The 26392-nt window shown below is 52.4% G+C and carries 26 protein-coding genes and 5 tRNA genes; 22 read left to right on the top strand and 9 right to left on the bottom strand.

Translation table 11 applies throughout. The features are described 5' to 3' along the window. Positions 1–46: 46 nt before the first annotated feature. From KE531_06685 to aroQ, 3 genes are read right to left on the bottom strand one after another with little or no spacing between them, the layout of a single operon-like run. A complete protein-coding gene (locus KE531_06685; GenBank protein ID MBR9953308.1) occupies positions 47–1189 on the bottom strand; it encodes a DUF4317 domain-containing protein in 1143 nt (380 codons plus the stop codon). A 42-nt stretch (positions 1190–1231) separates the two neighbouring features. Next, positions 1232–1780 carry an NUDIX hydrolase gene (locus KE531_06680; protein MBR9953307.1) on the bottom strand — a complete coding sequence of 183 codons (549 nt, stop codon included), beginning with the start codon at positions 1778–1780 and terminating at the stop codon, positions 1232–1234. A gap of 17 nt (positions 1781–1797) precedes the next feature. After that, positions 1798–2238: a type II 3-dehydroquinate dehydratase gene (gene aroQ / locus KE531_06675; GenBank protein ID MBR9953306.1), complete on the bottom strand. Its 441-nt coding sequence runs from the start codon at positions 2236–2238 to the stop codon at positions 1798–1800. Between the two features lie 156 nt (positions 2239–2394). Between aroQ and KE531_06670 the strand changes: the two genes are divergently transcribed. Beyond that, a complete protein-coding gene (locus tag KE531_06670) occupies positions 2395–2769 on the top strand; it encodes a desulfoferrodoxin (protein MBR9953305.1) in 375 nt (124 codons plus the stop codon). Between the two features lie 114 nt (positions 2770–2883). After that, positions 2884–3795, top strand: a complete 912-nt coding sequence (locus KE531_06665; protein ID MBR9953304.1) for an EamA family transporter — start codon at positions 2884–2886, stop codon at positions 3793–3795. Positions 3796–3817: 22 nt separating this feature from the next. Here KE531_06665 and KE531_06660 read toward each other — a convergent pair whose 3' ends face one another. Beyond that, the gene (locus tag KE531_06660; GenBank protein ID MBR9953303.1) at positions 3818–4627 is read right to left on the bottom strand and encodes an MBL fold metallo-hydrolase; all 810 of its coding nucleotides are present in this window, start codon (positions 4625–4627) and stop codon (positions 3818–3820) included. Between the two features lie 150 nt (positions 4628–4777). Between KE531_06660 and KE531_06655 the strand changes: the two genes are divergently transcribed. The 3 genes from KE531_06655 (at position 4778) to KE531_06645 (ending at position 8487) form a co-directional block, all read left to right on the top strand. Next, positions 4778–6715: a fructose-1,6-bisphosphatase gene (locus tag KE531_06655; protein ID MBR9953302.1), complete on the top strand. Its 1938-nt coding sequence runs from the start codon at positions 4778–4780 to the stop codon at positions 6713–6715. A 19-nt stretch (positions 6716–6734) separates the two neighbouring features. Then, the gene (locus tag KE531_06650; GenBank protein MBR9953301.1) at positions 6735–7205 is read left to right on the top strand and encodes a hypothetical protein; all 471 of its coding nucleotides are present in this window, start codon (positions 6735–6737) and stop codon (positions 7203–7205) included. Between the two features lie 715 nt (positions 7206–7920). Continuing rightward, positions 7921–8487, top strand: coding sequence for a C40 family peptidase (locus KE531_06645; GenBank protein MBR9953300.1), 567 nt, complete (start codon positions 7921–7923; stop codon positions 8485–8487). Positions 8488–8565: 78 nt separating this feature from the next. Here the strand turns inward: KE531_06645 and KE531_06640 are convergent, their stop codons facing one another. Continuing rightward, positions 8566–9117 (bottom strand): folate family ECF transporter S component, encoded by a 552-nt coding sequence (locus KE531_06640; GenBank protein MBR9953299.1) that lies wholly within the window; start codon positions 9115–9117, stop codon positions 8566–8568. Between the two features lie 344 nt (positions 9118–9461). Here KE531_06640 and KE531_06635 point away from each other — a divergent pair, with 344 nt between their 5' ends. The 12 genes from KE531_06635 (at position 9462) to KE531_06580 (ending at position 16080) form a co-directional block, all read left to right on the top strand. Continuing rightward, positions 9462–10814, top strand: a complete 1353-nt coding sequence (locus KE531_06635; protein ID MBR9953298.1) for an MATE family efflux transporter — start codon at positions 9462–9464, stop codon at positions 10812–10814. A gap of 86 nt (positions 10815–10900) precedes the next feature. Continuing rightward, a complete protein-coding gene (locus KE531_06630) occupies positions 10901–11098 on the top strand; it encodes a hypothetical protein (GenBank protein MBR9953297.1) in 198 nt (65 codons plus the stop codon). A gap of 114 nt (positions 11099–11212) precedes the next feature. Continuing rightward, the gene (locus KE531_06625; protein ID MBR9953296.1) at positions 11213–11518 is read left to right on the top strand and encodes a rhodanese-like domain-containing protein; all 306 of its coding nucleotides are present in this window, start codon (positions 11213–11215) and stop codon (positions 11516–11518) included. Between the two features lie 108 nt (positions 11519–11626). After that, a complete protein-coding gene (locus KE531_06620; GenBank protein ID MBR9953295.1) occupies positions 11627–12799 on the top strand; it encodes a class I SAM-dependent RNA methyltransferase in 1173 nt (390 codons plus the stop codon). Further along, complete coding sequence (locus tag KE531_06615; GenBank protein ID MBR9953294.1) at positions 12768–14195, top strand: peptidase C1; 1428 nt, start codon at positions 12768–12770, stop codon at positions 14193–14195. Before KE531_06620 ends, KE531_06615 begins: the two co-directional genes overlap by 32 nt. After that, the gene (locus KE531_06610; protein ID MBR9953293.1) at positions 14161–14769 is read left to right on the top strand and encodes an XTP/dITP diphosphatase; all 609 of its coding nucleotides are present in this window, start codon (positions 14161–14163) and stop codon (positions 14767–14769) included. The genes KE531_06615 and KE531_06610 overlap by 35 nt, the downstream gene beginning before the upstream one ends. After that, entirely contained in the window at positions 14766–15275 is a 510-nt protein-coding gene (locus KE531_06605) for a metallophosphoesterase (protein MBR9953292.1), read from the top strand. Before KE531_06610 ends, KE531_06605 begins: the two co-directional genes overlap by 4 nt. Positions 15276–15353: 78 nt before the next feature. Beyond that, positions 15354–15428: transfer RNA gene (locus tag KE531_06600), tRNA-Pro, on the top strand. A 34-nt stretch (positions 15429–15462) separates the two neighbouring features. Continuing rightward, positions 15463–15533, top strand: a tRNA-Gly gene (locus KE531_06595). A gap of 34 nt (positions 15534–15567) precedes the next feature. Then, a tRNA-Arg gene (locus KE531_06590) sits at positions 15568–15641 on the top strand. Between the two features lie 28 nt (positions 15642–15669). Continuing rightward, positions 15670–15743: transfer RNA gene (locus KE531_06585), tRNA-His, on the top strand. Between the two features lie 136 nt (positions 15744–15879). Then, positions 15880–16080 (top strand): DUF378 domain-containing protein, encoded by a 201-nt coding sequence (locus KE531_06580; GenBank protein ID MBR9953291.1) that lies wholly within the window; start codon positions 15880–15882, stop codon positions 16078–16080. Between the two features lie 120 nt (positions 16081–16200). Here KE531_06580 and KE531_06575 read toward each other — a convergent pair whose 3' ends face one another. Both KE531_06575 and KE531_06570 read right to left on the bottom strand, forming a co-directional pair. Further along, on the bottom strand, positions 16201–17130 hold the full coding sequence (locus tag KE531_06575) for an IS3 family transposase (protein MBR9953290.1): 930 nt from the start codon (positions 17128–17130) through the stop codon (positions 16201–16203). Continuing rightward, positions 17100–17771 carry a transposase gene (locus KE531_06570; protein MBR9953289.1) on the bottom strand — a complete coding sequence of 224 codons (672 nt, stop codon included), beginning with the start codon at positions 17769–17771 and terminating at the stop codon, positions 17100–17102. The genes KE531_06575 and KE531_06570 overlap by 31 nt, the downstream gene beginning before the upstream one ends. 137 nt (positions 17772–17908) lie before the next feature. Between KE531_06570 and KE531_06565 the strand changes: the two genes are divergently transcribed. Together KE531_06565 and KE531_06560 are read left to right on the top strand one after the other, a co-directional pair. Beyond that, a tRNA-Gln gene (locus KE531_06565) sits at positions 17909–17980 on the top strand. Positions 17981–18241: 261 nt separating this feature from the next. Continuing rightward, on the top strand, positions 18242–20515 hold the full coding sequence (locus KE531_06560) for a hypothetical protein (GenBank protein MBR9953288.1): 2274 nt from the start codon (positions 18242–18244) through the stop codon (positions 20513–20515). A 67-nt stretch (positions 20516–20582) separates the two neighbouring features. On the opposite strand, the gene KE531_06555 is transcribed toward KE531_06560, so the two are convergent. Continuing rightward, entirely contained in the window at positions 20583–20735 is a 153-nt protein-coding gene (locus KE531_06555) for a hypothetical protein (GenBank protein MBR9953287.1), read from the bottom strand. A gap of 170 nt (positions 20736–20905) precedes the next feature. Then, on the bottom strand, positions 20906–22444 hold the full coding sequence (locus KE531_06550) for an AbgT family transporter (protein MBR9953286.1): 1539 nt from the start codon (positions 22442–22444) through the stop codon (positions 20906–20908). Positions 22445–23124: 680 nt separating this feature from the next. Here KE531_06550 and KE531_06545 point away from each other — a divergent pair. From KE531_06545 to KE531_06535, 3 genes are all read left to right on the top strand, one after another. After that, a complete protein-coding gene (locus tag KE531_06545) occupies positions 23125–23763 on the top strand; it encodes an NERD domain-containing protein (GenBank protein ID MBR9953285.1) in 639 nt (212 codons plus the stop codon). 71 nt (positions 23764–23834) lie between these two features. Continuing rightward, positions 23835–24941, top strand: a complete 1107-nt coding sequence (locus tag KE531_06540; protein ID MBR9953284.1) for a M20/M25/M40 family metallo-hydrolase — start codon at positions 23835–23837, stop codon at positions 24939–24941. Positions 24942–25063: 122 nt separating this feature from the next. After that, positions 25064–26389, top strand: coding sequence for a Trk family potassium uptake protein (locus KE531_06535; protein ID MBR9953283.1), 1326 nt, complete (start codon positions 25064–25066; stop codon positions 26387–26389). Positions 26390–26392: the final 3 nt, after the last annotated feature.

Below are 26392 nucleotides of genomic sequence, written 5' to 3'. Positions count from 1 at the left end.
TACACGGAATCCGGAGAAAGTCAAGCAAGAAAGCAGGGGATTTGGGTTATTCCTCATCCCCGCCGGCCCACATCTTCACCGGCATTCCATTGACCTCCACATTGTCTTCCACGGCGATTAAAAGGAATCTCCGCCCCTCAATCGTGCGCGTCTCGATGAGATCCAGACGGTCGGGGCTTACCTTTACCTCCACGTCAGGCGTCTTCACGGCAAATTTCCCGGAACCTGTAATGGCCGGCACGAGAATCGTGGTGTTTTCGCCTGCCGTCTCCTCATAAACCTTGTCGAATCGTTCCAGCTTCTCCGTCTCCACGCCGCTGCGCTCCAAAAGCCCGCGAACCTCATAGGAGCCAAGCCGGAGCGGCTCCATGTCTTCCTTGTGTTCCTCGGCAAGCTCCGCGAGATTTTCATGGAGCTGTTTTGCTAGCTCGTAGCCGCATTCCTCGCCCAGCGTGTCGCTTAAAATCTCCTGGAACACTTCTTTCTGTGCCTTAAAGGAGATCGGCGGCCGGCAGCCTAAGCAGGTGTCGATAAACTCCAGATGCAGCTCCTCTGGGTTCTTGGAATAGTAGAGAAGCCCGTGGATATCGGTGCTGCGGTCGTTGAAGGCCGGGAACAAAAAGCCGGTCATCGGCGCCTGCACCCACCAGTCACGGACGCGCTCCTCGATGCTGTTGGTGGTTTCGTTGTAGGAAAGGCCCGGCTCGGAAAGCTTGACCGGGCAGATGCAGCAGAGGATATGGCTGTACACCTCGTCGGAGGCGTCGAACATCTCGTCGCCGTCAGAGGCCTTTCCGGGAATGTCGTAGGCGCTGTGAATCAGGATAATGTAATAATTCTCTCCGTAATCATAATTTTCAATAACCTTCTGGTAGAACGCGTCCACATCGCCGTCGTCGGAAAGCTTGTCGGCCCGCAGCTTCATGAGCAGGCTGTGGGCGCTGTCCTCGCCTTCGTCATGGATGGAATACTCCAGGTTGTGAAGGTTTTTCCCGAGGGAGCCGGACATGGACTTTTTAAAAATTTCGTAGTATTTATAGATTTCCTCTTCTGAGAGGGCAAAAAACGCCTCTTTTAACGTCGTTCGGATCTGTTTTTCCGCATCCACATAGCAGCCGCAGATCCGCGTGATGGCGTTGTTGTCTTTTTTGAACTGTTTCTTAATTTCGGAAATTTCACGTTTATTCATGATACTTATACTCCTTATGGGCCGGCGGGCAGCCAGCCTCTTTTAAAGCTTCAAAAGCCGTTCGGCATAATACATGGCAGCCACATGGACGGCCTGGACGAGCCCGCCCTCTTCCATGAGCTTTTTCGTTTCCGCGGCGGAGAGCACAACAACCTCGATGTCCTCGGTGGCGTCAAGCTCCTGCTCTTTTACGCGGCGGCAGCCGGTAACAAGATAGCAGTGGGCAAAGTTGCTGAGGCTCGAGGCATTGGGCGCCACCTTGCAGAGAAACACCGGTTCATTGCCGGCATATCCGGTTTCTTCCAGAAGCTCCCTCTTTACGGCCGCCGCCGCATCCTGGTCGGATTCCTCGATGCAGCCGGCCGGGAATTCCAGAAGAATCTGCTTTGTGCCATGGCGGTACTGCCGGATAAAGATAAAATCCCCGTCCTCGGTGACGGCCACCGCCACAACGAAATCCGGGATTGAGTTGACATAAAACGGAGAAACCTTCGTTCCGTCGGGAAGTTCACAGTCGTCGGCATGAAGATTGATCCAGCGGTTTTTGATGACCGTGGTGGAACCGTTTAAAATCCAGGGCCTGATAGCCATAGGATCCCTCCCTCGCGTTAATTTTTTGTGCGGTCAGCCAGGGCTCTGAGGCCCAGGGTGTAGACGTCGGCGCCGAGCCCGATGATGATGCCGGAGGCAATGGGCGAAATGACGGAATGGTGCCGGAACTCCTCCCGCTTATGGACGTTGGACATGTGAAGCTCGATGATCGGGCATTCCAACATCTCAAGCGCGTCGGAAATTGCATAGCTGTAATGGGTCCATGCGCCGGCATTGATTAAAACGCCGTCATATTTTTCCAAATATGCCTCATGGATCTTGTCGACCATGGCGCCCTCGCTGTTCGTCTGAAAGCATGTGACCGACACGTTTAATTCATCGGCCAGAGCCATCACGCGGCCGTTGATCTCGTCTAAGGTGATGGTTCCGTATTGTTCCGGGTTCCGTTTTCCGAACATATTGTGATTGACTCCGTGGAGCAGCATAAATTTCTTCATAATAAAAATTAACCTCCTCATGTCCTGATAGGAAATATTTTACCTTCGCACGGCGCCGTTTGCAAGCACGAATAAAATCCGGGGACATGCAGACAATAAGGAAAGCTCTGCGAAAACAAAAATCCGGCATGGAAGCCGGGAAAGGAGAACATTGCCATGAGCCGTTTTTTACAGTGCAAGGAATGCCATGGAATCTGCCTCGTCCTCTTTGGAAAGGAAGATGCAGGCTGCGGGACGTATGAAAAGCTTCATGCCAACACCTCCGATGGGGCTGTGGAAAAGCATCTGCCGGTGGTGAAGGCGTGGAAAAATGTTGTGGAGGTGCGCGTCGGGGAAAACGATCATCCAATGGCCGATGACCATTTCATCACATGGGTCTACCTGGAGACGACCCGCGGCGGCCATCTTCGCGTCTTAAAGCCGGGCGACGAACCGGCCGCAGTCTTTTCCTTAAGCGATGAGGAAAAGCCGCTTGCCGTTTACGAATACTGCAATCTCCACGGCCTCTGGAAAAAGGAGCTGGACGCCTGACGGAAAAGCCATTGACAGACGGAAGCAGGCCGATTATGATGGGAGAGGCGAACGTTTTGGCCGGCGAAAAGCCGGCCGAAACCGCCTGAAAAACACAGCAGGAGAAACACCAATATGAATAAAGAAGAAACGAATGTTTTCGGCGTGCTGATTACCATCCTCGGAGGCTGTCTCTGGGGCTTTTCCGGCGCCTGCGGGCAATACCTGTTTGAGTACCACGGAGTCACGGCAAAGTGGCTCGTCCCGGTTCGGCTCGTGACGGCCGGCAGCCTGATGCTTGTCTATTTCATCATCAAAGACAGGAAAAAGGCCTTCCGGATCTGGAAAAAGGGGCGGAATGCCGTGGATATCCTGGTTTACGGGATCGCCGGCATGATGCTCTGCCAATATACATATTTTGCGACCATCGAAATGTCGAATGCGGGAACGGCCACGGTACTCCAGTACCTTGCGCCCGTCATCATCATGGTGCTTGTCTGTGCCATGGAAAAGCGTGCGCCGAAAAAGACGGAGCTTTCAGCGCTCCTTCTGGCTGTGGCCGGCATTTTCCTGATCGCTACCCACGGAAACCCCGGCGAGCTTGCGGTGTCCCCCGGCGCCCTTACCATGGGGCTCGTCTCGGCCTGTACGGTTGTGATCTATAATCTCCAGCCCAAGAACCTTCTGGTGCAGTTCCCGGCGGCCTATCTTCTGGCATGGGCCATGTTCATCGGCGGCATCGTATTAAGCCTGATTTTCAAGCCGTGGCAGTACGCGGTCAGCGTCGATGCCGGGCTGTTTCTTGCCATGGCAGCCATCATCGTCCTCGGCACCATGACGGCCTTCAGCCTTTACATGACAGGCGTCCGCCTCATCGGCCCGTCGAAAGCCAGCCTCTACGCCTGCGTCGAGCCCATCGCGGCGACGCTTCTCTCGGCCGTCTGGCTCAAAGTCCCGTTTCAGGCCATTGACCTGGCCGGTTTTGGCCTGATTATTGCGACAATCTTAATCCTTGCGGCAGAGGATGTCAAAAAGCAGAAAGCGTAGGCGGCCCGAAAGCCCTGCGCTCTTACAGCGCAATCAGGCTCTCATCCTCCGGCACATAGAGGTTTCCGCTGTAATACCGCTTTCCCTCGTTTAAGTACAGGCGCCTGCGGCCGGCGATGTTGGAGTCCTCGGTATGCCATAGTACCAAATTTGGTATGCCCATGGATTCCGCCAGCTCGCAGGCCTCTTTTACGGTGCTGTGGTGCTTTTCATATGGCTTAAAAAGATCCCGGTCGGCATAGAGGCAGAAGGCCTCATGGAGCAGCCACCCCGTCCCGCGCACATACGCCTCGCAGGCCGGATTGTAGGGCTCGTCCCCGAGGAACGTCAGCTTCTGGCCGTTGTTTAAAAGAAGCGTGAAGCCGAACTGCTTTGCCTTCGTGGAATGAATGTCAAAAAATGTCACCTCGTAATCGAGGATCTGCTTTTTCTCCCCGTCCTTTAAGGGAACGAGATGGATGCGGCTTTCCAGCATGTCAAAAAACTTCTTCTGGATCGTCAGGCGGCAGAGGGTGGTGATAGTCTCCACCAATTCTTCATGGCAGTAAATATAGGCGTCGCCCTCATAGGCTTCCTGCCGCATTTTTGAGGCGATCATCCGCACCATCCAGACGATGCCGAGGATGTGATCCGTGTGTTCGTGGCTCACAAAAATATGGTGGATTCTGGAGAGGGGGATCTCCATATTTTCCAGTATCCGGAGGATCCCGTTCCCGCCGCCGGCGTCCACCATGAAATATTCGTCCTGGTTTCTCAGGGCGAAGCATGTATTATAAAGCTTTGTCACGGCGGCATTGCCGGTTCCAAAGACATAAATCAGCTCTCTGTCCATAAAAATCTCCTCTCTGATCCTTTCCCAGGTTGTCTTTTAAATATGAATATGTTACTATAAATTCAAAAGAAAAGCAATTCCCGGCAGAAGAAAACAGGGGCTTTTGGGGGAAAGACGGATCTGCCGGCATATGCAAGGGGAGGTAGCAAAATGAGAGATTTGGCGTATCTGCGCCTTTTGTCGAAGGAATATCCGACTGTGAAGGCGGCATCCAGTGAGATCATCAACCTGACGGCCATCCAGGGTCTTCCGAAGGGAACCGAGTATTTCTTCAGCGACCTGCACGGGGAGTACGAGGCATTCATCCATCTGTTAAAGAGTGCGTCGGGAATCATCCGGGAAAAAATTGCAGAGACCTTCGGCTATGTGATCTCGGAGGCAGAGGAAATCGCCCTGGCAAACCTGATCTATTATCCGGAAAAAGCGCTGCACAGCGTGAAGCGGGAAAAGAAATTCACGGAGGACTGGCAGAAGATTACGATTTACCGCCTGGTTCGGATCTGCAAGGAGGTTTCCTCCAAATACACACGTTCCAAGGTGAGAAAGAAAATGCCGCCGGCATTCGCCTACATCATTGACGAATTGCTGCACGTCGATTATAATGACGACAACAAAAAAGTCTATTACGACGAGATTATCCGCTCCATCATCGACATCGAGATGGGGGCTGAGTTTATTGTGGCCCTCTGCGAACTGATCCAGAATTTAACCATCGACAATCTCCATATCATCGGAGATATTTTTGACCGCGGCCCCCGCGCCGATATCATCATGGACGAGCTGATGCAGTTTCACGACGTGGATATCCAGTGGGGGAACCATGACATCTCATGGATGGGCGCCGCCACAGGAAACCTGGCCTGCATATGCAGCGTGCTGCGGATTGCAATCCGCTATAACTGCTTTGACCTGTTAGAGGACGGCTACGGCATCAACCTGCGCCCGCTGTCCATGTTTGCAGCCAGGGTTTACAAGGACGATCCCTGCGAGCGCTTCATGCCGAAGATTCTGGACGAAAACATTTACGACGCGGTGGATCCCGGCCTGGCGGCCAAGATGCACAAGGCCATTGCCGTTATCCAGTTCAAGGTGGAGGGGCAGACCATCGCCCGCCATCCCGAATTTGGCATGGATGACCGGGTTCTGATTAAGAATATCAACTTTGAAAAAGGAACCGTGAAGGTTCGCGGCAAGGAATACAAGATGCTGGATATGCAGCTTCCGACGGTGGATCCCAAGGATCCGTTAAAGCTTACGAAGGAGGAAGAAGAGCTGCTTCACACCCTCTGGCTCTCCTTCAAGCACAACAGCACGCTGCACCGCCACATCAAATTCATTTACTCCCACGGCGCCATGTACAAGTGCTGCAATTCCAACCTGCTTTATCATGGCTGCATCCCGATGAAGGCCAACGGGGAGTTTGACGAGATGAGCATCAACGGAATCGTCTACTCCGGAAAGCGGCTCCTGGATTTCATTGACGACGCCGTAAAAATGGCATATTTCCTTCCGGAGGAAGACTCGGCGAAGGAATGGTACCGCGATTTCATGTGGTACTTGTGGTGCGGGCCGAAATCCCCGCTTTACGGAAAGGATAACATGACGACCTTCGAGAGCTATTTTATTGCCGACAAGGCCGCTACAAAGGAAAACATGAACCCTTACTACCAGTTAAGCGCGAAGGAAGAGTTCTGTGATAAAATACTGAAGGAATTTGGGCTCCCGGAGGAGGGCTCCCATATCATCAACGGCCATGTGCCGGTGAAATTAAAGGATGGGGAAAGCCCTGTAAAGGCCGGAGGAAAGCTGTTCATCATCGACGGCGGCCTGTCGAAGTCTTACCAGCCGAAGACCGGTATTGCCGGCTACACGCTGATTTTCAACTCCAGGCACCTGGCCCTCGCCGAGCACAAGCCCTTTGAGCCCAACAAGGAGAACACGCCGAAGGTCACAATCGTGGAAAAGATGAAGAACCGCATCATGGTGGCCGATACGGACACGGGAAAAGAGCTGGCGGCCAAGATTGCAGACTTAAAGGAGCTGGTGGCGGCCTACCGCGGCGGAATTCTCAAGGAGAAAATGGAATAGGAGATAACAGGAGAGCTGCATGAGCAAAGAAGAGTTTTTGAGGCGCCTCGAGGAGGCGCTCTCAGGAGAGGTACCGGCATCGGTGATCCAGGAGAACCTGAATTACTACAACACCTACATTACCCAGGAAATGGCAAAGGGCCGCACGATGGATGAGATTACGGCGGAGATCGGAGACGCCAGAATCGTCGCCAGAACCATCATCGACTCCTGCGAAGCCGCCGGTGAGGCCACAGGGCCGGAGGTACGCATGGAGAGGGGCGGCGAGAATCCCTATGAGGAACGGCGGGAACGTGATCCCTTTTCCCATATCCATTACATCGACCTGAATAAATGGTACTGGAAGCTTCTGCTGCTGGTTCTGTTTTTCCTGGTGCTGTCGGTTGTCATGGGAATCGTAGGCGGGATTTTCTCCCTTCTCATGCGGTTCGCCGGGCCGATTCTTGTGATTGCGTTCATTTACTGGTTCATAAAAGGGATGCGGCAGTAGAGGCCGCATGATGACGATACATCGGCTGTGCTTTTCGGAAAAGACCCTGCGGTTTTTTCCGGGGAGTGCAGCCGATGGGCGTTTTATGGGGGATGAGGAATGGGAGGTTTATCATTTGACTGATACTCGCTGCGGTGATTATTTCCCCCCTAAATATATATAAAAGTGTGATTATGAAACCGAAAACTCCAATAAAAATGTGAGGAGTGACTGGATGGAACGATTGATTTTAAAAAAGCTGCTGGATTGGAAGAATTCTCCCTACCGCAAGCCTTTAATCTTGAAGGGGGTACGCCAGGTAGGTAAGACCTGGCTCCTGAAAGAGTCCGGCAGACGCTGATTCCTCAATTTGAAGTCATGCCCCGCTATTGGAGCCAAAATAACCCGCCTTACGAAGTGGATTTCCTTATCCAGCGGGAGAACGATAAAGCGCAGAACAAATCATTAAAAAAATATTAAATCCCTTAATTTCCTTGACAAAAACTCTATTTAAAAATATAATCATAACCGTAACATATTTAACAAATTCGTAATAATTAAAAATGATTTGTAATAAATAGGAGATTATATGAAAAGAGGACTTTTGAAGACCATGGGACTGATCTGTTTCTGTGCCGCGGCAATCGCCGTTGGACGCGGGCCTTCTGTGACGGCGGAAGCCAGCCAGGGCCCGGGATATCAGACAAGCTCCTCCCTTCTTGTAAAGGTAGACGGAATGAACCCGGAGCTTTTCGCTGAACCGGATACAGAAGCAGAAGTGGTCGGAGAGGCCTCCACTGGAAATACATACCAGGTAATTGAGCTTGTAAACGATAGCTGGGTAAAAATTGCTGTCGGTGAGACGGAGGGCTACTTAAACACGGTGCAGGCGGCGACGGTGGCTGAGACGGCCGAAGAGGTGAAGGACACCTCGGCGATCCGCAGGCAGGAGCTTGTAAACTACGCCAAGCAGTTTGTGGGCGGCCGCTATGTGTATGGCGGAACAAACCCCAACAGCGGCGTTGACTGTTCCGGCTTTACGGCCTACGTGATGAAGCACTCCGCAGGCGTGAGCCTTCCCCATTCTTCTGCCGGACAGGCTGGATGCGGCCGCGTCATCAGTGCCGCAGAGATCCGCCCCGGCGACCTTGTCTTTTACAGCAGCGGCAGCAGGATCAACCACGTTGCCATGTACATCGGCGACGGACAGGTGGTGCATGCCTCCAACGAGCGGATCGGCATCACGATTTCCAACTGGACATACCGCTCACCTTATAAAATCGTAAACGTACTTGGAGATTAACTCCCATCCGAAAAAGGATATAAGGATACAGAAACAGCCCGCAGGAATCAAAACCCTGCGGGCTGTTCGCATACATTCTTATTTATGAATCAGCCGGAAGGCGCCGGCCCGTTCCAACGCACGGGCAACCAGGATGAACAGGAGGGAATCCACCGGCCACTGAACCAGGTTTTTGATAATCCGCTGCGGCATCATGGCGAGGTACCCGTTTCCCGTTATGAGCGACAGGAAATACGTGTTCAAAAGGATGTTGCAGACGATGATGACAACAAATTTTGCTGCCAGCATCCGCGGGAGGCTCAATGGGCGCTTATAAAGGAACACGCCGTAGATAAATGGCGCCAGCATGGCCGTGAAGGTGAAGCCGGGGTTGAAGCCGTCGGTGGGGTTTAACATGAACTTGATTAAATCCATGCCGCCGCCGAACAGGGCGCCGACCACAGGGCCGAACAGGTAGTCCACCAGTTCGTTTGGCAGGGCGCTGAAGCCGATTTTCAGGTAGGGAGTTACCCGGATGGAATAGTAGCCGAGAAGAACGGACATGGCGCCGAAGACGGCGCAGGTGGTGATGGTGTTTACGTGCCTGAATTCACGGTAGGAATCCGTAAACAAAGAGAGAAATTTTCGCATAAAAAAACCTCCTTTGCAGATTCTGACCACAGCAGGAGATAAGAAAAGAATATCTTCTGAAGCAGCGGGATGCGGCACATGCACCGCAGGGGCCAAAGCCCACTTTCGTTCCGCCAGCAACTCCCTGTCTGACCGACACTTAACGCGCACATGCCTACTCTGCATGTTTTGATGTTGGGGACAAAACGTGTTTTGCCCCTATCCGTATGATATCACACCTTTACACGAAAGAAAAGGGCGAAAGCCGTATTTTTTCTGCGTTTTGCCGTATGTACATTTGGAAGCAGCCGCCTTATAATAAACAGTCGATTACAAATTTGCGTTTTACAGGGGGAAAGACAACAATGGAAAGAAGCGAAATGAAGGATCTGACAACAGGTTCCCCGATGCGGCTGATACTGGGCTTTGCGGTGCCGATGTTACTCGGCCTTTTGTTTCAGCAGTTTTACAATATGGTGGACACCATTGTCGTCGGGAAGTTTCTCGGCGTCTCAGCACTGGCGTCGGTGGGCTCCACCGGCTCCATCAATTTCATGATAAACGGCTTCTGCATCGGCGTGTGCAGCGGCTTTGCAATTCCCATCGCGCAGCGGTTCGGCGCCGGGGATTACCACGGGCTCAGGAAATTCACGGCCAACGCCGGCTGGCTTTCTGCGGCCTTTGCCGTGGTGATGACGGCCGTTGTCGGCGTGCTCTGTATGGACATTCTCCGGTGGATGCAGACGCCGGAGGACATCATCCAGGGGGCCTATGACTACATATTTATCATTTTCCTCGGCATCCCTGTCACCTACCTTTACAACATGCTCTCGGGAATCATCCGGAGCCTCGGGGACAGCAGGACGCCGGTCTATTTCCTTTTGCTTTCGTCGGTCATGAATATCTTTCTGGACGTTTTCACCATCCTTGTGATGGGCATGGGCGTCGACGGGCCGGCCTACGCGACGGTGGTTTCCCAGGGAATCTCCGGCCTGCTCTGCCTGGTGTACATGATTAAGCATTATCCGGTGCTCAAAATGACGGAAGAAGAGAAAAAGCCGGATCCGAATATGATGAAAATCCTCTGTTCCATGGGCATTCCCATGGGGCTCCAGTATTCCATCACGGCCATCGGAAGCGTCGTTCTCCAGGCGGCCGTCAATTCCCTGGGCTCCATGGCCGTGGCAGCCGTCTCGGCGGGAAATAAGGTCAGCATGTTCTTCTGCTGCCCCTTTGATGCCCTCGGCGGCACCATGGCGACGTTTGCAGGTCAGAACGTGGGCGCGGGAAAGCTGGACCGTGTGCGGGAAGGCGTAAAAATGGCTTCCATCATCGGCATCGTCTATTCCGTCATCGCCTTTGCAGTGCTGGCGCTCGGCGGAAAATACATTGCACTTTTGTTCCTGGATGCGGGGGAGACTGAGATCATCGATCAGGTGTCCATCTTCTTAATCGGAAACAGCATGTTCTATATCCCGCTGGTGTTCGTCAACGTGGTACGGTTTGCCATTCAGGGCATGGGATTCAGCACCTTCGCCATTCTGGCCGGTGTCTGCGAGATGGCGGCGAGGACGTTTGTCGGCTTCTTCCTCGTCCCGATCTTCGGCTATCTGCCGATCTGCATCGCAAGCCCGTTAGCGTGGATCTGCGCCGATCTCTTCCTGATTCCGGCGTTTTACCACTGCTTAAAAAAGCTGAAAAAATTGATGCATCAATAACCTGCGTCACGGACGCATGCATATTTTGGCCGGTTTCAGCCATACTAACGGTGTAGTCAAGAAAACCCAGTTAGGAGGAATTTGAAATGGCGAATAAGAACAGCTACGATATGGACAACAGCATGAGAAACGGAAGCAACAGTTCCAACAGCAAGAACAGCTCCAACAGCAGCAACAGCTCCAGAAACATGAACAGCGACAACTGCGGCAGAAACGGAAGCTCCAACTCTTCCAGAAACAGCAGCAGAAACAGCAGCGAGAACTGCGGCAGAGAGGATCGCTAAAACGGAAATCAGACGGACGGCAGGGACATGTTCCCTGCCGTCTTTCCGTACAGGCCGGGAACATGTCCGGGGCAACCCGAATACAATAAGGAAAGAAGACATGCGGAGGAACCTATGTTTCAGAACATTTCCATGAAACAGCTGGAGGCCATGTTGAACGGCCCGCGGGATTTCGTCCTTTTGGACGTCCGCGGCCGGGACGAGTTTGCCAGAGGCCATCTGGAGGGCGCCGTCAACATCCCTGTCGATGAGCTGGAATGGAGCCTGCATTTGCTCCCGGCCGGCCGCCGGATCATCGTCTACTGCGCTTACGGGGGCCACAGCATGATGGCGGCCAGATATCTGGACAGCCGCGGCTATCCCGTCACCAACGCAAACGGCGGCCTTTCCTACTACCGCGGGACGCATCTTGTGCGGTAAAGCCCCGAAAACGGCCAAAAGAACGCGCAAACCATTTGACACGGACTGCGCCAGCATATAAAATGATACGAGATACAGACGGAAAGAACAAAGAAAGCAGAGAACCGTATGGAAAGATTTGAATTGATTGTGCCATGCCATTTCGGCCTTGAGGCAGTAATGAAACGGGAAATCACGGATTTGGGCTACGAGGTGAGCCAGGCGGAGGACGGCCGCGTCACCTTTCTCGGCGACGCGGAGGCCATCTGCCGCGCCAATGTATTTTTGCGGACGACGGAGCGGGTGCTTTTAAAAGTCGGAAGCTTCCGGGCGGAGACTTTTGAAGAACTGTTCCAGGGAACGAAGGCCCTCCCCTGGGAGCAGTACATCCCGAAGGATGGGAAATTCTGGGTGGCGAAGGCCTCGTCCATCAAGAGCCGGCTTTTCAGCCCCTCAGACATCCAGTCCATCATGAAAAAAGCCATGGTGGAGCGGTTAAAGGGCGCTTACGGCCTCACCTGGTTCCCCGAGGACGGAGCCAGCTACCCGCTTCGTGTGTTTATCCACAAGGACATCGTGACCGTCGCCATCGACACCAGCGGCGAGTCGCTTCATAAAAGAGGCTACCGGACGCTCACCAGCAAGGCGCCGATTACGGAGACGCTGGCGGCGGCCCTTATCATGCTGACGCCGTGGAAAAAAGACAGGATTCTGGTGGATCCGTTCTGCGGCAGCGGCACCTTCCCGATAGAGGCAGCCATGATGGCCGCCAACATGGCGCCGGGCATGAACCGGGAATTTCTCTCGGAAAGCTGGAAGAACCTGATTCCGAGGAAGTGCTGGTACGAAGCCATGGACGAGGCGAATGATCTCGTGGACACGTCCGTGGAGACGGATATCCAGGGCTATGATATCGACGGAGACGTGATCCGGGCCGCAAGAGCCAATGCGAAGGCAGCCGGCGTCGATCACCTGATCCATTTCCAGCAGAGGCCTGTGAGCGAACTGAGCCATCCGAAAAAATACGGCTTCCTGATTACGAACCCGCCCTACGGCGAGCGGATCGAGGATAAGAAAAACCTGCCGGAGCTTTATAAGGTCATCGGGGAGCGGTTCGCGGCCCTGGATTCCTGGTCGGCCTATCTGATTACCGCCTACGAGGACGCGGAGCGGTACATAGGCCGGAAGGCGGACAAAAACCGGAAGATTTATAACGGAATGATGAAAACGTATTTTTATCAGTATCTTGGGCCGAAGCCGCCGAGGAGAAATGCAGGAGAAGCTGTTGGAAACAAGGCGTAAATATTACAGGAGAAAGAGAAAACGGCCGGGGAGAAAGCTCTTTCTGGCAGGAATCCTCATCTTTTTGGCAGTCCTGCTGGCATTTCGGGGATGGCGGAAGCCGGAAGATGAGAGAGCGCCGGAGCCGACCGTCGTCGCGGCGCGGGAGGAGCTGGTTTCCGGCACCCCGGCGGAGACACTGCCGGAACGCTTTGACCTGCGGGAACATCTTTCCATTTCCCGTGTGCCGGATCAGGGCGGCTTTGGCACCTGCTGGGCCTTTGCGTCGCTTCTGGCGCTGGAGACCACCATGCCGGCTAAGCTTCGGACGGGGCTCTCGGCAGACCACATGTCCTTAAGGAACAGCTTTGGACTTGGGCAGGAGGACGGCGGCGACTATGCCATGGCGATGGCGTACCTGCTTTCCTGGCAGGGGCCGGTATCTGAGGCGGAGGATCCCTACGGGGACGGCGTCTCGCTGGAGGGCTTAAGCCCTGTCTGCCATGTGCAGGAAATCCGAATCCTGCCGGAAAAGGACTATGAGCGGATCAAGCAGGCCGTATATACCTCCGGCGGCGTCCAGAGCTCTCTGTATTTTCCCATGGAGCAGGGGCGCGAGCGGGAGCTGTGCTACCGGGACGACACCTGTGCCATGTATTATGACGGGGAGAACGGGCCGAATCACGATGCAGTGATCCTGGGATGGGACGATGGCTTTCCGAGGGAGAACTTTTCTTCCATGCCGGAAAAAGACGGCGCGTTCCTCTGCATGAACAGCTGGGGCAGCAGCTTCGGGGAGGACGGCTGTTTCTGGGTCTCCTATGAAGACGCCAATATCGGGACGTACAACGTCCTCTATTCCGGTATCGAACCGCCGGATAACTACGGAACGATCTATCAGGCTGACCTCTGCGGCTGGACGGGGCAGCTCGGATACGGAAACAGGACGGCGTGGTTTGCCAATGTGTACGAGGCGGCCGGGGAGGAAGTGCTCTGTGCGGCCGGGCTTTATGCGGTGGAAGCAGGCGTTTCCTGCCGCATCTATGCGGTAGCCAATGTTCCGGAGACGGGCGGTGTGTCCCAGGCGTTTTCCGAACGGCGCCTTGTGTTCGAGGGGACATTCGCCGAGGCCGGTTTTTATACGGTGCCCTTTGAGGAGGCCGTGCAGGTGAGCGCCGGCGAGCGGTTTGCCGTCCTGGCGGAAGTCACGGCGCAGGAGACAAAACAGCCTGTCGCCATTGAATATGCGGCAGGTTCCCGCACAGAGAACATTGACATAACCGACGGAGAGGGGTATATTAGTCCTGACGGCCGTCTCTGGGAACGGGCCGAGGAGAAAGAGGGCTGCAACCTCTGTCTGAAAGTGTACAGTGAGGATGAATATGGAGAACAGAATCGTATTTGCAACGTCGAATGAAGGAAAGATGCGGGAAATCCGCGAGATTTTAAAGGATCTGGGGGCGGAAGTCCTGTCCATGAAGGAGGCGGGGGCATCGCCGGATATCGTGGAGGACGGGGACAGCTTCGAGGCCAACGCCATGATTAAGGCAAAGGCAGTCTGGGCAGAAACCGGCGGCATCGTGCTGGCCGATGATTCCGGCCTGGAAATAGATTATTTAAACGGGGAGCCGGGCGTCTATTCCGCAAGGTACCTGGGGGAAAAAACCTCCTATGAAATCAAAAACTGGAACCTGATTCACCGTCTGGATGGCGTGGAACAGGAAAAACGGACGGCGCGGTTCGTCTGCGTCATTGCGGCAGTCCTGCCGGACGGCCGTACCTTGAGCGCAAGGGAGACCATGGAAGGCTATATCGCCTATGCGCCGGCCGGGGAGGGCGGTTTCGGCTATGATCCGATCCTGATGCTTCCGGAATATGGGAAGACATCGGCAGAGATCACCATGGAGGAGAAAAACAAGATCAGCCACAGGGGAAAAGCTCTGGAGGCCATGAAAAAGCTGTTGGAAAAGGAAATTGGGGAACGTGTATGAAAATTTTAATCGTCAGCGACACGCACCGCAGGGATGGGAACCTGCGTGAGGTCATAAAGAAGGTTTCGCCCATCGACATGCTGATCCATCTCGGCGACACGGAGGGGAGCGAATGCTATTTCAGGGAATGGATTGGGAATGATGCATGCGCGGTCTATGCTGTCCGGGGGAACAATGACTTCTTTTCGTCGCTGGAGCGGGAAAAGGAAATTAAGATCGGGAAGTACCGCGCTTTCCTCACCCACGGCCATCTCTACGGCGTGACCCTGGGCACCGAGGGAATCAAGGAAGAGGGCAAGTCCAGGAATGCGGACATTGTCATGTTCGGGCATACTCACAAGCCCTGCCTGGAATACTGGGAGGACATGGTGATTTTAAATCCCGGCAGCCTTTCTTACCCGCGGCAGGACGGGAGAAAGCCGTCGTACATGATTATGGAGCTGGATCGTGACGGAGAAGCGCACTTTACGGTGAATTATATCGAAAAAGACGACATCATTTTATAAAAAGTAGTTGACAAGTGGAAATGCTTAGGATATAATATCTCTTGCGTTGCGAGGCAAAACGGTTGTTTTGTCAGCAGACGGGGTGTGGCTCAGCTTGGCTAGAGCGCCTGGTTTGGGACCAGGAAGTCGCAGGTTCAAATCCTGTCACCCCGACGAGAGAGTTGAATGTATCTCTCATCGCTTACATGCGGGTGTAGTTCAATGGTAGAACACCAGCCTTCCAAGCTGGATACGTGGGTTCGATTCCCATCACCCGCTTGTCACAGAGAAAGTGATAAAGCGAGGATTCCATGAGTCTGTAGCTCAGCTGGATAGAGCAACGGCCTTCTAAGCCGTGGGTCGGGGGTTCGAATCCCTTCAGGCTCGCTTGAGATCAAAACAATCTCATATTATGGTGGGTATAGCGCAGTTGGTTAGCGCGCCAGATTGTGGCTCTGGAGGCCCAGGGTTCGAATCCCTGTATCCACCCGATTTGTCCGCAGGCAGTTTTGTCTGCGGATTTTTTGCGCAGTGAGAATTCCAGTCCATGAAGCGCCAAGCGTACATTTTTTCGTATAAGCCCTTTTTTTCTGGGAATACTGAAAAAGAAAAGGAGGGATTTCCAATGCTGAATAAAATTGCGCTTGTCCTTCTGATCGTAGGAGGCCTGAACTGGGGGCTGATCGGCCTGTTCAAATTCGACCTGGTCGCATGGCTCCTTGGCGGACAGGGCGCCCTGTTCAGCCGGATCGTGTACACGATTGTGGCGCTGGCGGCGCTCTGGTGCATATCCCTGTTGTTTCAGCCGGACGCCAAGGCGGCCTGACAGGCGACTGGCACCCGAAAAATCCCGGGAACCCGCACGAAATGAACTGCTTCCCGTCAAGTAGACAATCAAAAAAATATAATTTTTTTCTGCCAGTAGGTATCACCTGCTGGCAGATTTTTACGCTGCCTGTAAATATTTTTCGTGTTTCTCCATTGGTGTTACTATACCAAGCTTCCTCTGCAAACGTCTGTTGTTATAGTAATTGATATATTTCTCTATCATGACCACCAGTGATTCTCTGTCCATAAATCGTTTACCATAATAACGCTCCCGTTTTAGAATTCCCCAGAATCCTTCCATTGGTCCATTATCGATACACTTTGCTACTCTGGACATGCTCTGCATCATCCCTGCTGCTTCAAGTTTTGCATGAAAGGCTCTATTGGTGTATTGAAAGCCTCTGTCACTGTGAAACATCGGATGTGCATCAGGATTATCTTTGACTGCATCATCAAAGGTATCAAACACTAATGCATTACTATTACTGTCTCCAATACGGTAGGATACGATTCTTCGGTCATACAGGTCAAGAATTGCACTTAAATATACCTTGTGCTTTTCATTTCCGATATAGTAATGAAATTCCGTTACATCGGTCAACCACTTTTCATTCGGAGCTTCTGCCGTAAATTCACGATTCAGGATATTTTCGGCTATGTACTGTGGATTTGCAGCCTGTCTTGTACAGCTATCGTTTGCATATTTAATGGTGGATTTGATACCAAGTTTCCGGCAGATGCGCAAAACACGTTTATCATTTACATCAATGTCATGGTAACGCTCCAACTCATCACGGATTCTGCGATAACCCTTATCAGGTGATTCTATGTGGATTTTTTCTATCAGTTCCGCAATTTTTCGGTTTTCCTGTTCATTCTCTGACATTTCATGGTTCAGCCATTTGTAATAAGCCGCCCTTGAAACACCGCCAATCTTACAAAGCGCCTGTATCGGATAATCGTGTTCTTTCTGTTCTTCTTTGACAGCCTGATAGATATGCTCGTGGCGGATCAGGCTCAGCCCCGCCTCCTTTCGATTTCCTCTAATTTTTTTAAGAATGATAACTCCATTTCTGCACGTTGCCGTTTGGCTTTTTCCAGTTTCAACTCCGCTTGAAGCTTTTCCACCTCTGTAAGAGAATCTTCCGATTTTCTTTTGCCGCGGTTATCCTGTAATGCAGGAACTCCGCCTGTTTCGTATTTGATAGTGTAATTTCGTGCCTGCTGATAGGACACCTTAAAGTTTTCTGATGTTTCAGCATAGTTATGGCCATGGGAAATGCAGTAGGATGCAATTTCCACTCTTTCTTCAAACGTTGTTTTTCTTCCTTTGGTCATAAGACTACATCCTCCTGTTCTGGAAGCCTTCAGTTCCTTATGACCATTATACAGCGCAATCCATTGCCTGAGTGTACGAGTACTGGAAATTTTATATTTTTTACAAATATCACGTAGTGAACCAAGACCAGAAAGATACTCTTGTACGGCAATCTCTTTCTCGGCAGAAGTTCTTTTGGTCCATCCTTTGTTGTAAAAGGTTTCTGAACCCATAGACTGATAATTACGAATCCATTCTTCTAAAGTAGTAGGATGAATTCCTTCGCCTGTTGATACAGATGTAATACTATGTTTAGCTTCCAAAATAAGCTTTACCATTCGTAATTTATCTTCAGCAGAATATTTACGCATAAGAAATGCTCCCTCCTTGATAAACAGTTTTATTATTTCAACTGTCTACCTAGAAGGGAGCATATCAAAATGCGGGAGCTCCCGGGATTTTTTTCTTGAATTTTTCGGCGTCCTGTGATAGACTAGAAAAAGACTGTTGGGCCATCGCCAAGCGGTAAGGCACAGGACTTTGACTCCTGCATCCGTTGGTTCGAATCCAACTGGCCCAGTCGGAGAAAGTGGCTGAAATCCTTTATTTTAAAGGGTTTTGGCCATTTTTTATTTCTGCCGCGGCAGTAATAAGCAGCAGTAATTTCCCGGAGAAATGGGCACCAAAACGGACACCAAAAACGACGCCGGCGCAAAAGCTCTATAAAAGCAGTTGAATTCTTCCCTATTCTGTTTTACTATATAAATACAAAACAGTAATTTTGTATTTATTATAAAAGACGCCGGGAGGACATGGCAGGCAAACAGAAAGGAGCTGCTGTATGAATTTACTGGAACAGTGTCAGAAATGGAATGAAACCGACGAATTTCAGAAGACCATCGACGCATTGGAGGCGCTTCCGGCCGGGGAGCGCACGCCTGAAATGGACAGCGAGCTGGCCAGGGCATACAACGGCCTGGCCCTGCCGCTGTTTGAGAAGAACTTCCGAAAACGGACGGAAGAAGCCTGGACGGCCTTTGCTGAGATTGAGGAAGAGCTGCGTCAGATTATGGATACGGACAGACTGCGGGAGCGGGGCGGGGAGCTGATCGAAAAATGCAGCAGCGCCCTGGAACTGGCCTTTCATTCTCCTGCCTTCGAGCTGGGAGTTCATGGCGGTCAATACGAGCTGATCCTCAGCGCCGAGGGGAACCGGGCGAAGCTGTTCCCTCTGGTGTATTTCCAGCGCCATGCGCCGGAGTCTGTGCTGGCTCACTGGAACATCCTGGCAGGGCGCCAGATCTCAGAGGGTTTTTCTCTCAGGGCAGGGGAAATCCAGGTGCAGGCAGACGATGTGCAGGTCTGGGCAGAACGAACGGAGGAAGGGATTTCGCTGACTATGTTCTGCGGAAAGCTTCTGCCTCTGCTGAAAGACGAGGAAGACAAACTCTGGTGGCTGTTTTACACGCTCACCGTTCAGGTACTGGGGGAGGTGCCCGTCATCGCATATGTAAGCAGGCTGGAGCTTGCAGAGCAGCCGAAAGAGGGAGCACCGCTCATGCTGTCGGATCTTCCGAAAGCACTGCGGGAGATGGGGTATGAGCTGTGGGACGATGCCGGGAGCTATCTGGACAACAGCTATATGAACTATGAGCTGGAGCCGGAAGAAGATCCGGAGGCCGACTGGCGGATGGATGTTTTCACCGGTTCTGCACGGCTTCCCGTCCTCATCAACGAGTACATGTGCGGCGAGAGAGGAACTATGGATGATTACCATAAGGACGGCATTGCGGCTGGCTTCCTGTGCTATCCGCTGGATGGTTTTGAGGGAGAAGAACAGGCAGCCGGGATTCTTAAGTTCCGGGACGATCTCCGGGAGGCGATCCGGGAACATGCCGGGGATGATGCCGCCGTCTTCCTTGGCGGAGCCACCGGCCTCTATTATGGGTATCTGGACTTCATCGCCTGGGATCTGCCGGCCGTGCTGGATGCGGCCAGGGACTTTTTTGCCGGCACCGATATATCCTGGGGCGGCTTCCGCGTGTTCCGCCGGAACGTGGGCGTAGTCCGTTTATGGGAACAGGAGAGCGAACCGCAGGTGGATCCGGAGACAGGCTCTCTGCTCTCGAAAAAGGATATGGAAACGCTGGCATCCTTTGAGGACGGCGTATCCGGCTATTTCGGGAAAATGCTTACATGGCTGGAAAATTTCATAGATCAGGGCATAAAGGAGAGGCGGTTTACCGAACGGCAGGCAAGACGGGATCTTGAAATCGCCCTGTGGTATGCCTATGCATGCAATAATCTGGATGCGTACCGCTATTATTACAAAGCGGTTCAGTGGATGAAGGATTCGGAACAAAACGCAAAAGGCTGCGCCACATGGTACTACCGTTACTCGGCGGCCCTGATGTACTGCGGCCGCCTGGAGGAAGCCAGGGATTATGCTGAGCAGGGAATCCTGGAAGAGCCGGACTATCCGTGGATCTGGCTCCAGGCAGGCAAGCTGCGGAGCCATTTTGGAGACAAAGAAGGCGCCCTGGAGGCGGCGGCCCGCGGCCTTGCGCTGGTACCGGGGGATTATGAATTCCTGACCTTAAAAAAGGAAATCGAAGCCGGAGAGCCCCTGGAACGGATGGAGTATCACTGGATCAATCCCGATGCCGACCGGACGCTCCAGCAGGGGTTAGATGAGGACTCCGACGACAAACAGAGAGCCATCTCCTGCATCTCCATAAACGCAGAAGGCCTTAAGACGTTCTGGGACATCTTCGGCTCAAAGCCGGAAAACTATATTGCCAATGCGCCCTTTACCCAGTTCCCTTGTACCGTGAACGGGCGTACCTTTGAGCTGGCGTTCCTGATGAATGAGGCCGGCATGTCCAAGCTGCATGCGGACTGGCTGGTACGGCTAAAGGAGTGGATCAAGGACGGCCGCTGGCTGGAACGGAATCATCCGGACGGCAGAGAGGCGAGCCTGGACACGGTGTTGGTAGGGCTTGACTACCGCATCGGCCTCCTCTACAAGCTGGCAGAGGAGGAACAATACTTCCAGATTTTCCTGAAGCCGGACGGGACGGAGGAGGACGGCGCTTTCTGGTCTTCGAAGGCGTAGAGCCATTCCGGAAGAAGAATAAAGCCCGAAGCTTCTGTTGGAAGGAAGTCTTCGGGCTTTATCTGGCTTATTTCGGCGTTCCGCCCGGTTCCCCGCCAGGCCCGTCGCGCCGCGGCACCTCATCGGGGATCACATTCGTTGCGCGGTCGCTTCCCGGAAGGACGATTTCCGGGGAGGGGCCGTTTTTGGACGGCGTCAAGATTTCAGGCTGCTGTTTCATGACAATACCTCTCTTTCCTGTTTTTCCTCTAGTATGCAGGAAAAGCAGAAAAACTATGCGGCGCAGACAGCAAACCGGCCGGCTCCCGATGAAAAGCGGAAGCCGGCCGGCCATTTTAAATAAGTTCATTTATGTTGGGCATAGCTTTATTCTGGCATGAAAAGTGCAGATTAAAGGACGCCTGCGGGCAGGGCAGTACCGACGCCAGGTCCAATCGGGATACCGATCATGACCCAAATGATCATGAAAAGAATCCAGAAGATCTGAAGGATGATGGCAATCGGGATCATGTTGGAGATCAGGGTACCGATCTTCAGGTCCTTCATGTACTTTGTCTGTGCCACACTCAAAACCATCCAGATGTATGCGGACATAGGAGTGAAGCAGTTTCCCGGAGAATCGCCGATTCTGTAAAGAAGCTGTGTGAAGCCCGGATGATAGCCAAGCAGCATGAACATCGGAACGAAAATCGGAGCGAAGATCGCCCATTTTGCCGAACCAGAGGATACGAAAATATTTACAAACGCGCAGATGATGATGAAGGCTACGCACATCGGAAGACCAGTAAAGCCAACATTCTGAAGGAAATCAGCACCTGCGATTGCAAGCAGAGTACCAAGGTTGGTCCAGTTGAAAAGGCCCTGGAACTGTCCGCAGAAGAAACAGAAGCAGACATAGGAACCCATGCCGGACATCTGTTTTACCATAGCCTTGCTGACGTCTGAGGAGTTCTTAAACGCACCGGAGGCAACACCGAACATGATACCGCAGATGGAGAAGAACACGAACAGGATCGGAACAAGACCGTTCAGGAGCGGAGATCCAACCAGGCCGCCGTCTTCTGCGGCCAGGATACCGGTAACGAAACCAACTACGATAATGAGAACGTAAATAATCGCGGTGATACCGGCGGCTCTTAAGCCTTTTCTCTGTGCAGGAGTAACTTCCTCAAGTTTTTCGGAAGAATCTCCCTGGTATTTTCCGAAACGCGGTTCTACGATCTTTGTACAAACAGTTCCGATGACAACAGAGCAAAGGAACGTGGACGCGATCATGAAGAACCAGTTACAGGTAACATCAACCTGGAAGGTAGATTCCGGAAGGAATGCCTTGATGGCATCGTTCGTGAGACCCTGAAGCAGGGAGTCCGTTCCGGCAATCATAAGGTTTGCGGAGAATCCGGCCTGAGCACCGGCATAACCGCAGATCATTCCGACAACAGGATGTTTGCCGACACTCATGTAGATGATGGCAGCCATCGGCGGAACGACGATCATAGCAGTATCGGAAGCGATGTTTCCTACGGTACCTACGAAAGCGATTATGTAGGGAACGAGAACAGCGGGAACATCCTTAAGGCCGCTCTTTAACATGGAAAGAATCAGCCCGGACTCCTCGCAGAGACCGATACCAAGTGTCATTGTAATAACGAGGCCCAGAGGTGCGAAACCGGTGAAGTTTTTCACCATGTTTCCGAGAAACCAGTTAAGGCCATCCCGTGAGAACAGGTTTGCGGACTGAACCTCAACCTGTGTTGCGGGGTTCACAAGAGTAAGTCCTATTATGCTGAAAACCATACCGATAATTGCGGTAATTAAAAACAGCCAGCAGAATAGGATTGCTGGCGGCGGCAGCTTATTGCAGACACGCTCAATGCCGTCAAGAAATTTGTCAACCCACGACTTTTTTGCAGTTGCGTTATCTTTCATACGCAGATCCCTCCTGTAAGATTTTGAATGACAGAAACTATGCCCCCATATCTGTCTTCTCCTACATAATACAATATTTGTTGGTAAAAATCCACAGTTTTTTTATAAAATATTTATGGTTTTATATTTATGTTAATAAATGGGGGAAAAATGTGGCAAAAAATGCTGATAAAATAACGAAAAAAGCCCTGCGGGGGCGCAGGACTTTTCCGTTTCAGGAGGGATCTGTCCAAAAGCGGGTTGACGATGCCTTCGGATGTTCCATTCTGCCTGGGCGAGCAGAAGGATCCCTGTATTTTGCCAGTCTTAAAGGAGTTGAATGTGATACAAATGAACCTCTTAGAAAGGGACTTCCTGGAGGGCTGCCCTTTCTTAAGAAAGAACCTGAAGCCAGTATAGCGTTGATATCTGCCGTTGTCCATAGCCAGCGGGGAAAATGAACACGAAATTAACCGGGAACAGAAGTTTTTTTGCGGAATTTATAGGGATTCTGCGGAACTTGTAAAAATATACAACAAAGCGGCGCCACACCAGGAGAAAATTTGTAAAAAATCACTTCGGCGGCGTGCAGTGCTTGCACTCCTTTTGGATTCATGTTACAATGAAACATACGGATGTACCTGCGCCGGCAGCGTGGTCTGCAAACGTGAACTTAAGAAAGCGAGAGGGGTTTTTTACAGATGAATTTTTTCGGCAATGATTTTCAGGCCTGGAAGCTGCATTCGTTAGCAGATTATGTCAACATTCTCGTGTTTATCCTGGCGGGGCTTTTGGTTCTTAAATTTGCGATCCGCCATATGAACAAGCAGAGGAACCACGAGGCGGCGGTTAAAAAGGTTGTGAAAAAGTTAAAGCGGCTGGCCAAGCGCCCCTCTAAACTATATGAAAATGCCGAGTTCCATTTTCCGGACGGAAAAAAATCCTACGACGCCGTGGTTGCGGACAGGAGCGGGATCTATATTGTGAAGGCCTACGGATGGGGAACGAAAATTTACGGTGCGCCTGAGGGGGAAGTCTGGAGACGCGAAGATCCAAGGCGGAAAGAGGAATTCCCGAACCCCTTAATCGAGCTGAAGGACGGTGCGGAGCGGATCCGTGCGGTTTTAAGGGAAAACGGCATCGACCGCATCAAGATCATGCCGCTTGTGGTCTTTGCGGACAACTACCAGACGCCGGAGCTTTATCTCGGCTACGGTTCTTTTTCCACCACGTACCAGGAATTAAAGGGCTGGTATAAAATGCAGTCAGGGACAAAGGAAGTCCAGTATGATTTTGAACGCGTTGTTTCTATATTAGAGAAACTCCAGGGCATGTCCTAAAATGGAATATGTAATGAATTTTACATAGATGGAAGGAAGCAAAAACACTACGGAATCAGGAGGGAAAACCAATGGTGAATGAAAAGAGACTTCTGGATACTTTTTTAGAGTATATCCAGATCGACAGTGAGACAAAAAATGAAAAAGCTATGGCTGAGAAGATGGTGTCCGAGTTAAAGGGGCTTGGCCTTGAGGTAAAGACTGACAAGGCAGGCGAGGGCTTCGGTTCCAACGGCTTTAACGTATATGCATATCTTCCCGGAACCATCCCCAGCGAACCGACGATCATGTGCGCCCATATGGACACGGTCGTTCCCGGAAACGGTGTAAAGCCGACGATTGAGGACGGCGTGATCCGCACAGACGGAACGACAGTTTTAGGCGGCGACGACAAATCCGGAATCGCAGCCATCATCGAGGCTGTGCGCGTCATCAAGGAACAGAACCTTCCGTGCCGCAATACGGAAATCCTGTTTACCATCGGAGAGGAAGGCGGAATGCACGGCGCCAAGAACATGGATTACTCCATGATCCAGGGCAAGGAAGCCATGGTTTTCGATGCCAGCGGCAATATCGGAAAGGTTTTGACCTGCGGCCCGGGCCAGATTAAGATTTTTGCGACGGTGATCGGCCGTTCTTCCCATGCGGGACTTGCTCCCGAAGAGGGAATCAGCGCCATCCAGGTTGCTGCAAAGGGAATCGCAAAGATGAACCTTTTAAGAATCGACGAGGAGACAACCTGCAACATCGGTACGCTGAAGGCAGAATATGCCACCAACATCGTGCCGGAGAAGGCGACCTTCGTAGCTGAGGTGAGAAGCCGCAATCTCGACAAGCTGAATGCCCAGGCAGAGCACATTAAGAGCTGCCTCCAGGAGGCCTGCGACGAGATGGGCGCAAAGCTGGAGATCGAGCTTGCAACCAACTATGTGAGCTTCAATGTGGCGAACGATGATCCGCTGGTACAGAGAGTCTTTGATTCCTGCGCGCGCCTTGGATATGAGCCGGAGACGGCAAAGGGCGGCGGCGGAAGCGATGCCAACGTCATGGCTCTCCATGGAATTAAGCCGATTGTCCTCTCCACAGGCATGACAAAAGTTCATACGACAAGCGAAACCTTAAAGGTGGAAGACCTCAACAAGTGCGCCGAACTGGTTCTTGACTTAATGACGCATTGATATTATAGTAGGATGTGAGGTCTGAATGAAAATGAGACAGGCTGTTCCTTCGGGAATGGCCTGTTTTAATAAACGGAAGAATCGAGGAAAAAGAAGTGAACCTGAATCTGAACCGGCGCTTAATGAAGCTGTCGCCGACACGCGTTCTGCTTGGCGGCTACTGCCTGATTATCCTGATCGGGGCAGTCCTGCTGACGCTTCCCGCCGCATCCAAAAGCGGGGAGTTTACCTCTTTTACGGATGCATTCTTTACGGCGGCTTCGGCCACCTGTGTGACAGGACTTGTGAGATTTGATACTTTCAGCTACTGGTCGCTGTTTGGACAGATCGTGATCCTTTTGCTGATCCAGATAGGCGGCATGGGATTTATGACGATCACGATTTTCCTGGCCTGCTTTACGGGGAAGAAGATCGGGCTTACGCCGCGGTTCCTTATGCAGGAATCGGTTTCGGCGCCCCAGGTGGGCGGCATCGTCCGCATGACGCGGTTTATTCTCCTCGGCACCCTGGCCGTCGAGCTTGGAGGCGCCGTCCTTCTGGCGTTCCGGTTCTGCCCGGAGCTGGGGCTGGGCCGCGGCCTCTACTATGCGGTTTTTCACTCCGTTTCGGCCTTCTGCAATGCCGGTTTTGACTTGTTTGGGTTTCAGGGGGAGTTTTCTTCCCTGACGGGGATGTACGACGACTGGTACGTGAACCTGGTGATTATGGCACTGATTGTCCTTGGCGGCCTTGGCTTTTTCGTGTGGAAAGACGTGATCGACTGCCGCGGGCGGTTTTTAAAGCTGCGGCTCCATTCGCGGATCGTGCTCGTGACGACGGCCTGCCTGATTTTCGGCGGGGCGGCCGCGATTTTCCTTTTGGAGCTTCCGGCCGGTTTTGAGGAGATGACGGCGGGCGATAAGGTGCTCGCGTCCCTGTTCCAGTCGGTGACGTCCAGGACGGCCGGATTTAATACGGTGGATCTTACGAAGCTTTCGGAGGGCAGCATTTTTGTCATGATCTGCCTGATGCTTGCAGGCGGCTCCACGGGTTCCACGGCCGGCGGCATCAAGACAACGACCCTTGCTGTCCTGCTTCTCAGCATTTTTTCTACGTTTCGCAGGAAGCGGAATGTGGAGGTCATGGGGCGGCGGCTTGAGGACGGCATCACCAGGACTGCTTCCTGTATTTTCATGATGTATCTGATTCTTTCGGTGACAGCCACCCTGATCGTATCGAGCCTGGAGGGAATCCCCGTGCTGACTGCCATGTTTGAGACGGTGTCAGCCATCGCTACGGTGGGGCTGACCCTGGGGATTACGCCGGAGGTCGGCATGATCTCGAAACTGATCCTGGCATTTCTTATGATTTTTGGGCGGGCGGGATCGCTTACGATGCTGCTTGCACTCTCTTCCGACCGGGCACCGGTGGCCTCGAAAAAGCCGCTGGAAAAGATCCAGGTCGGCTAGAGC

This window comes from Eubacteriaceae bacterium Marseille-Q4139 (genome assembly GCA_018223415.1).
Classification (GTDB): domain Bacteria; phylum Bacillota; class Clostridia; order Lachnospirales; family Lachnospiraceae; genus CABSIM01.
This window is presented reverse-complemented; position numbering and strand designations above follow the sequence as displayed.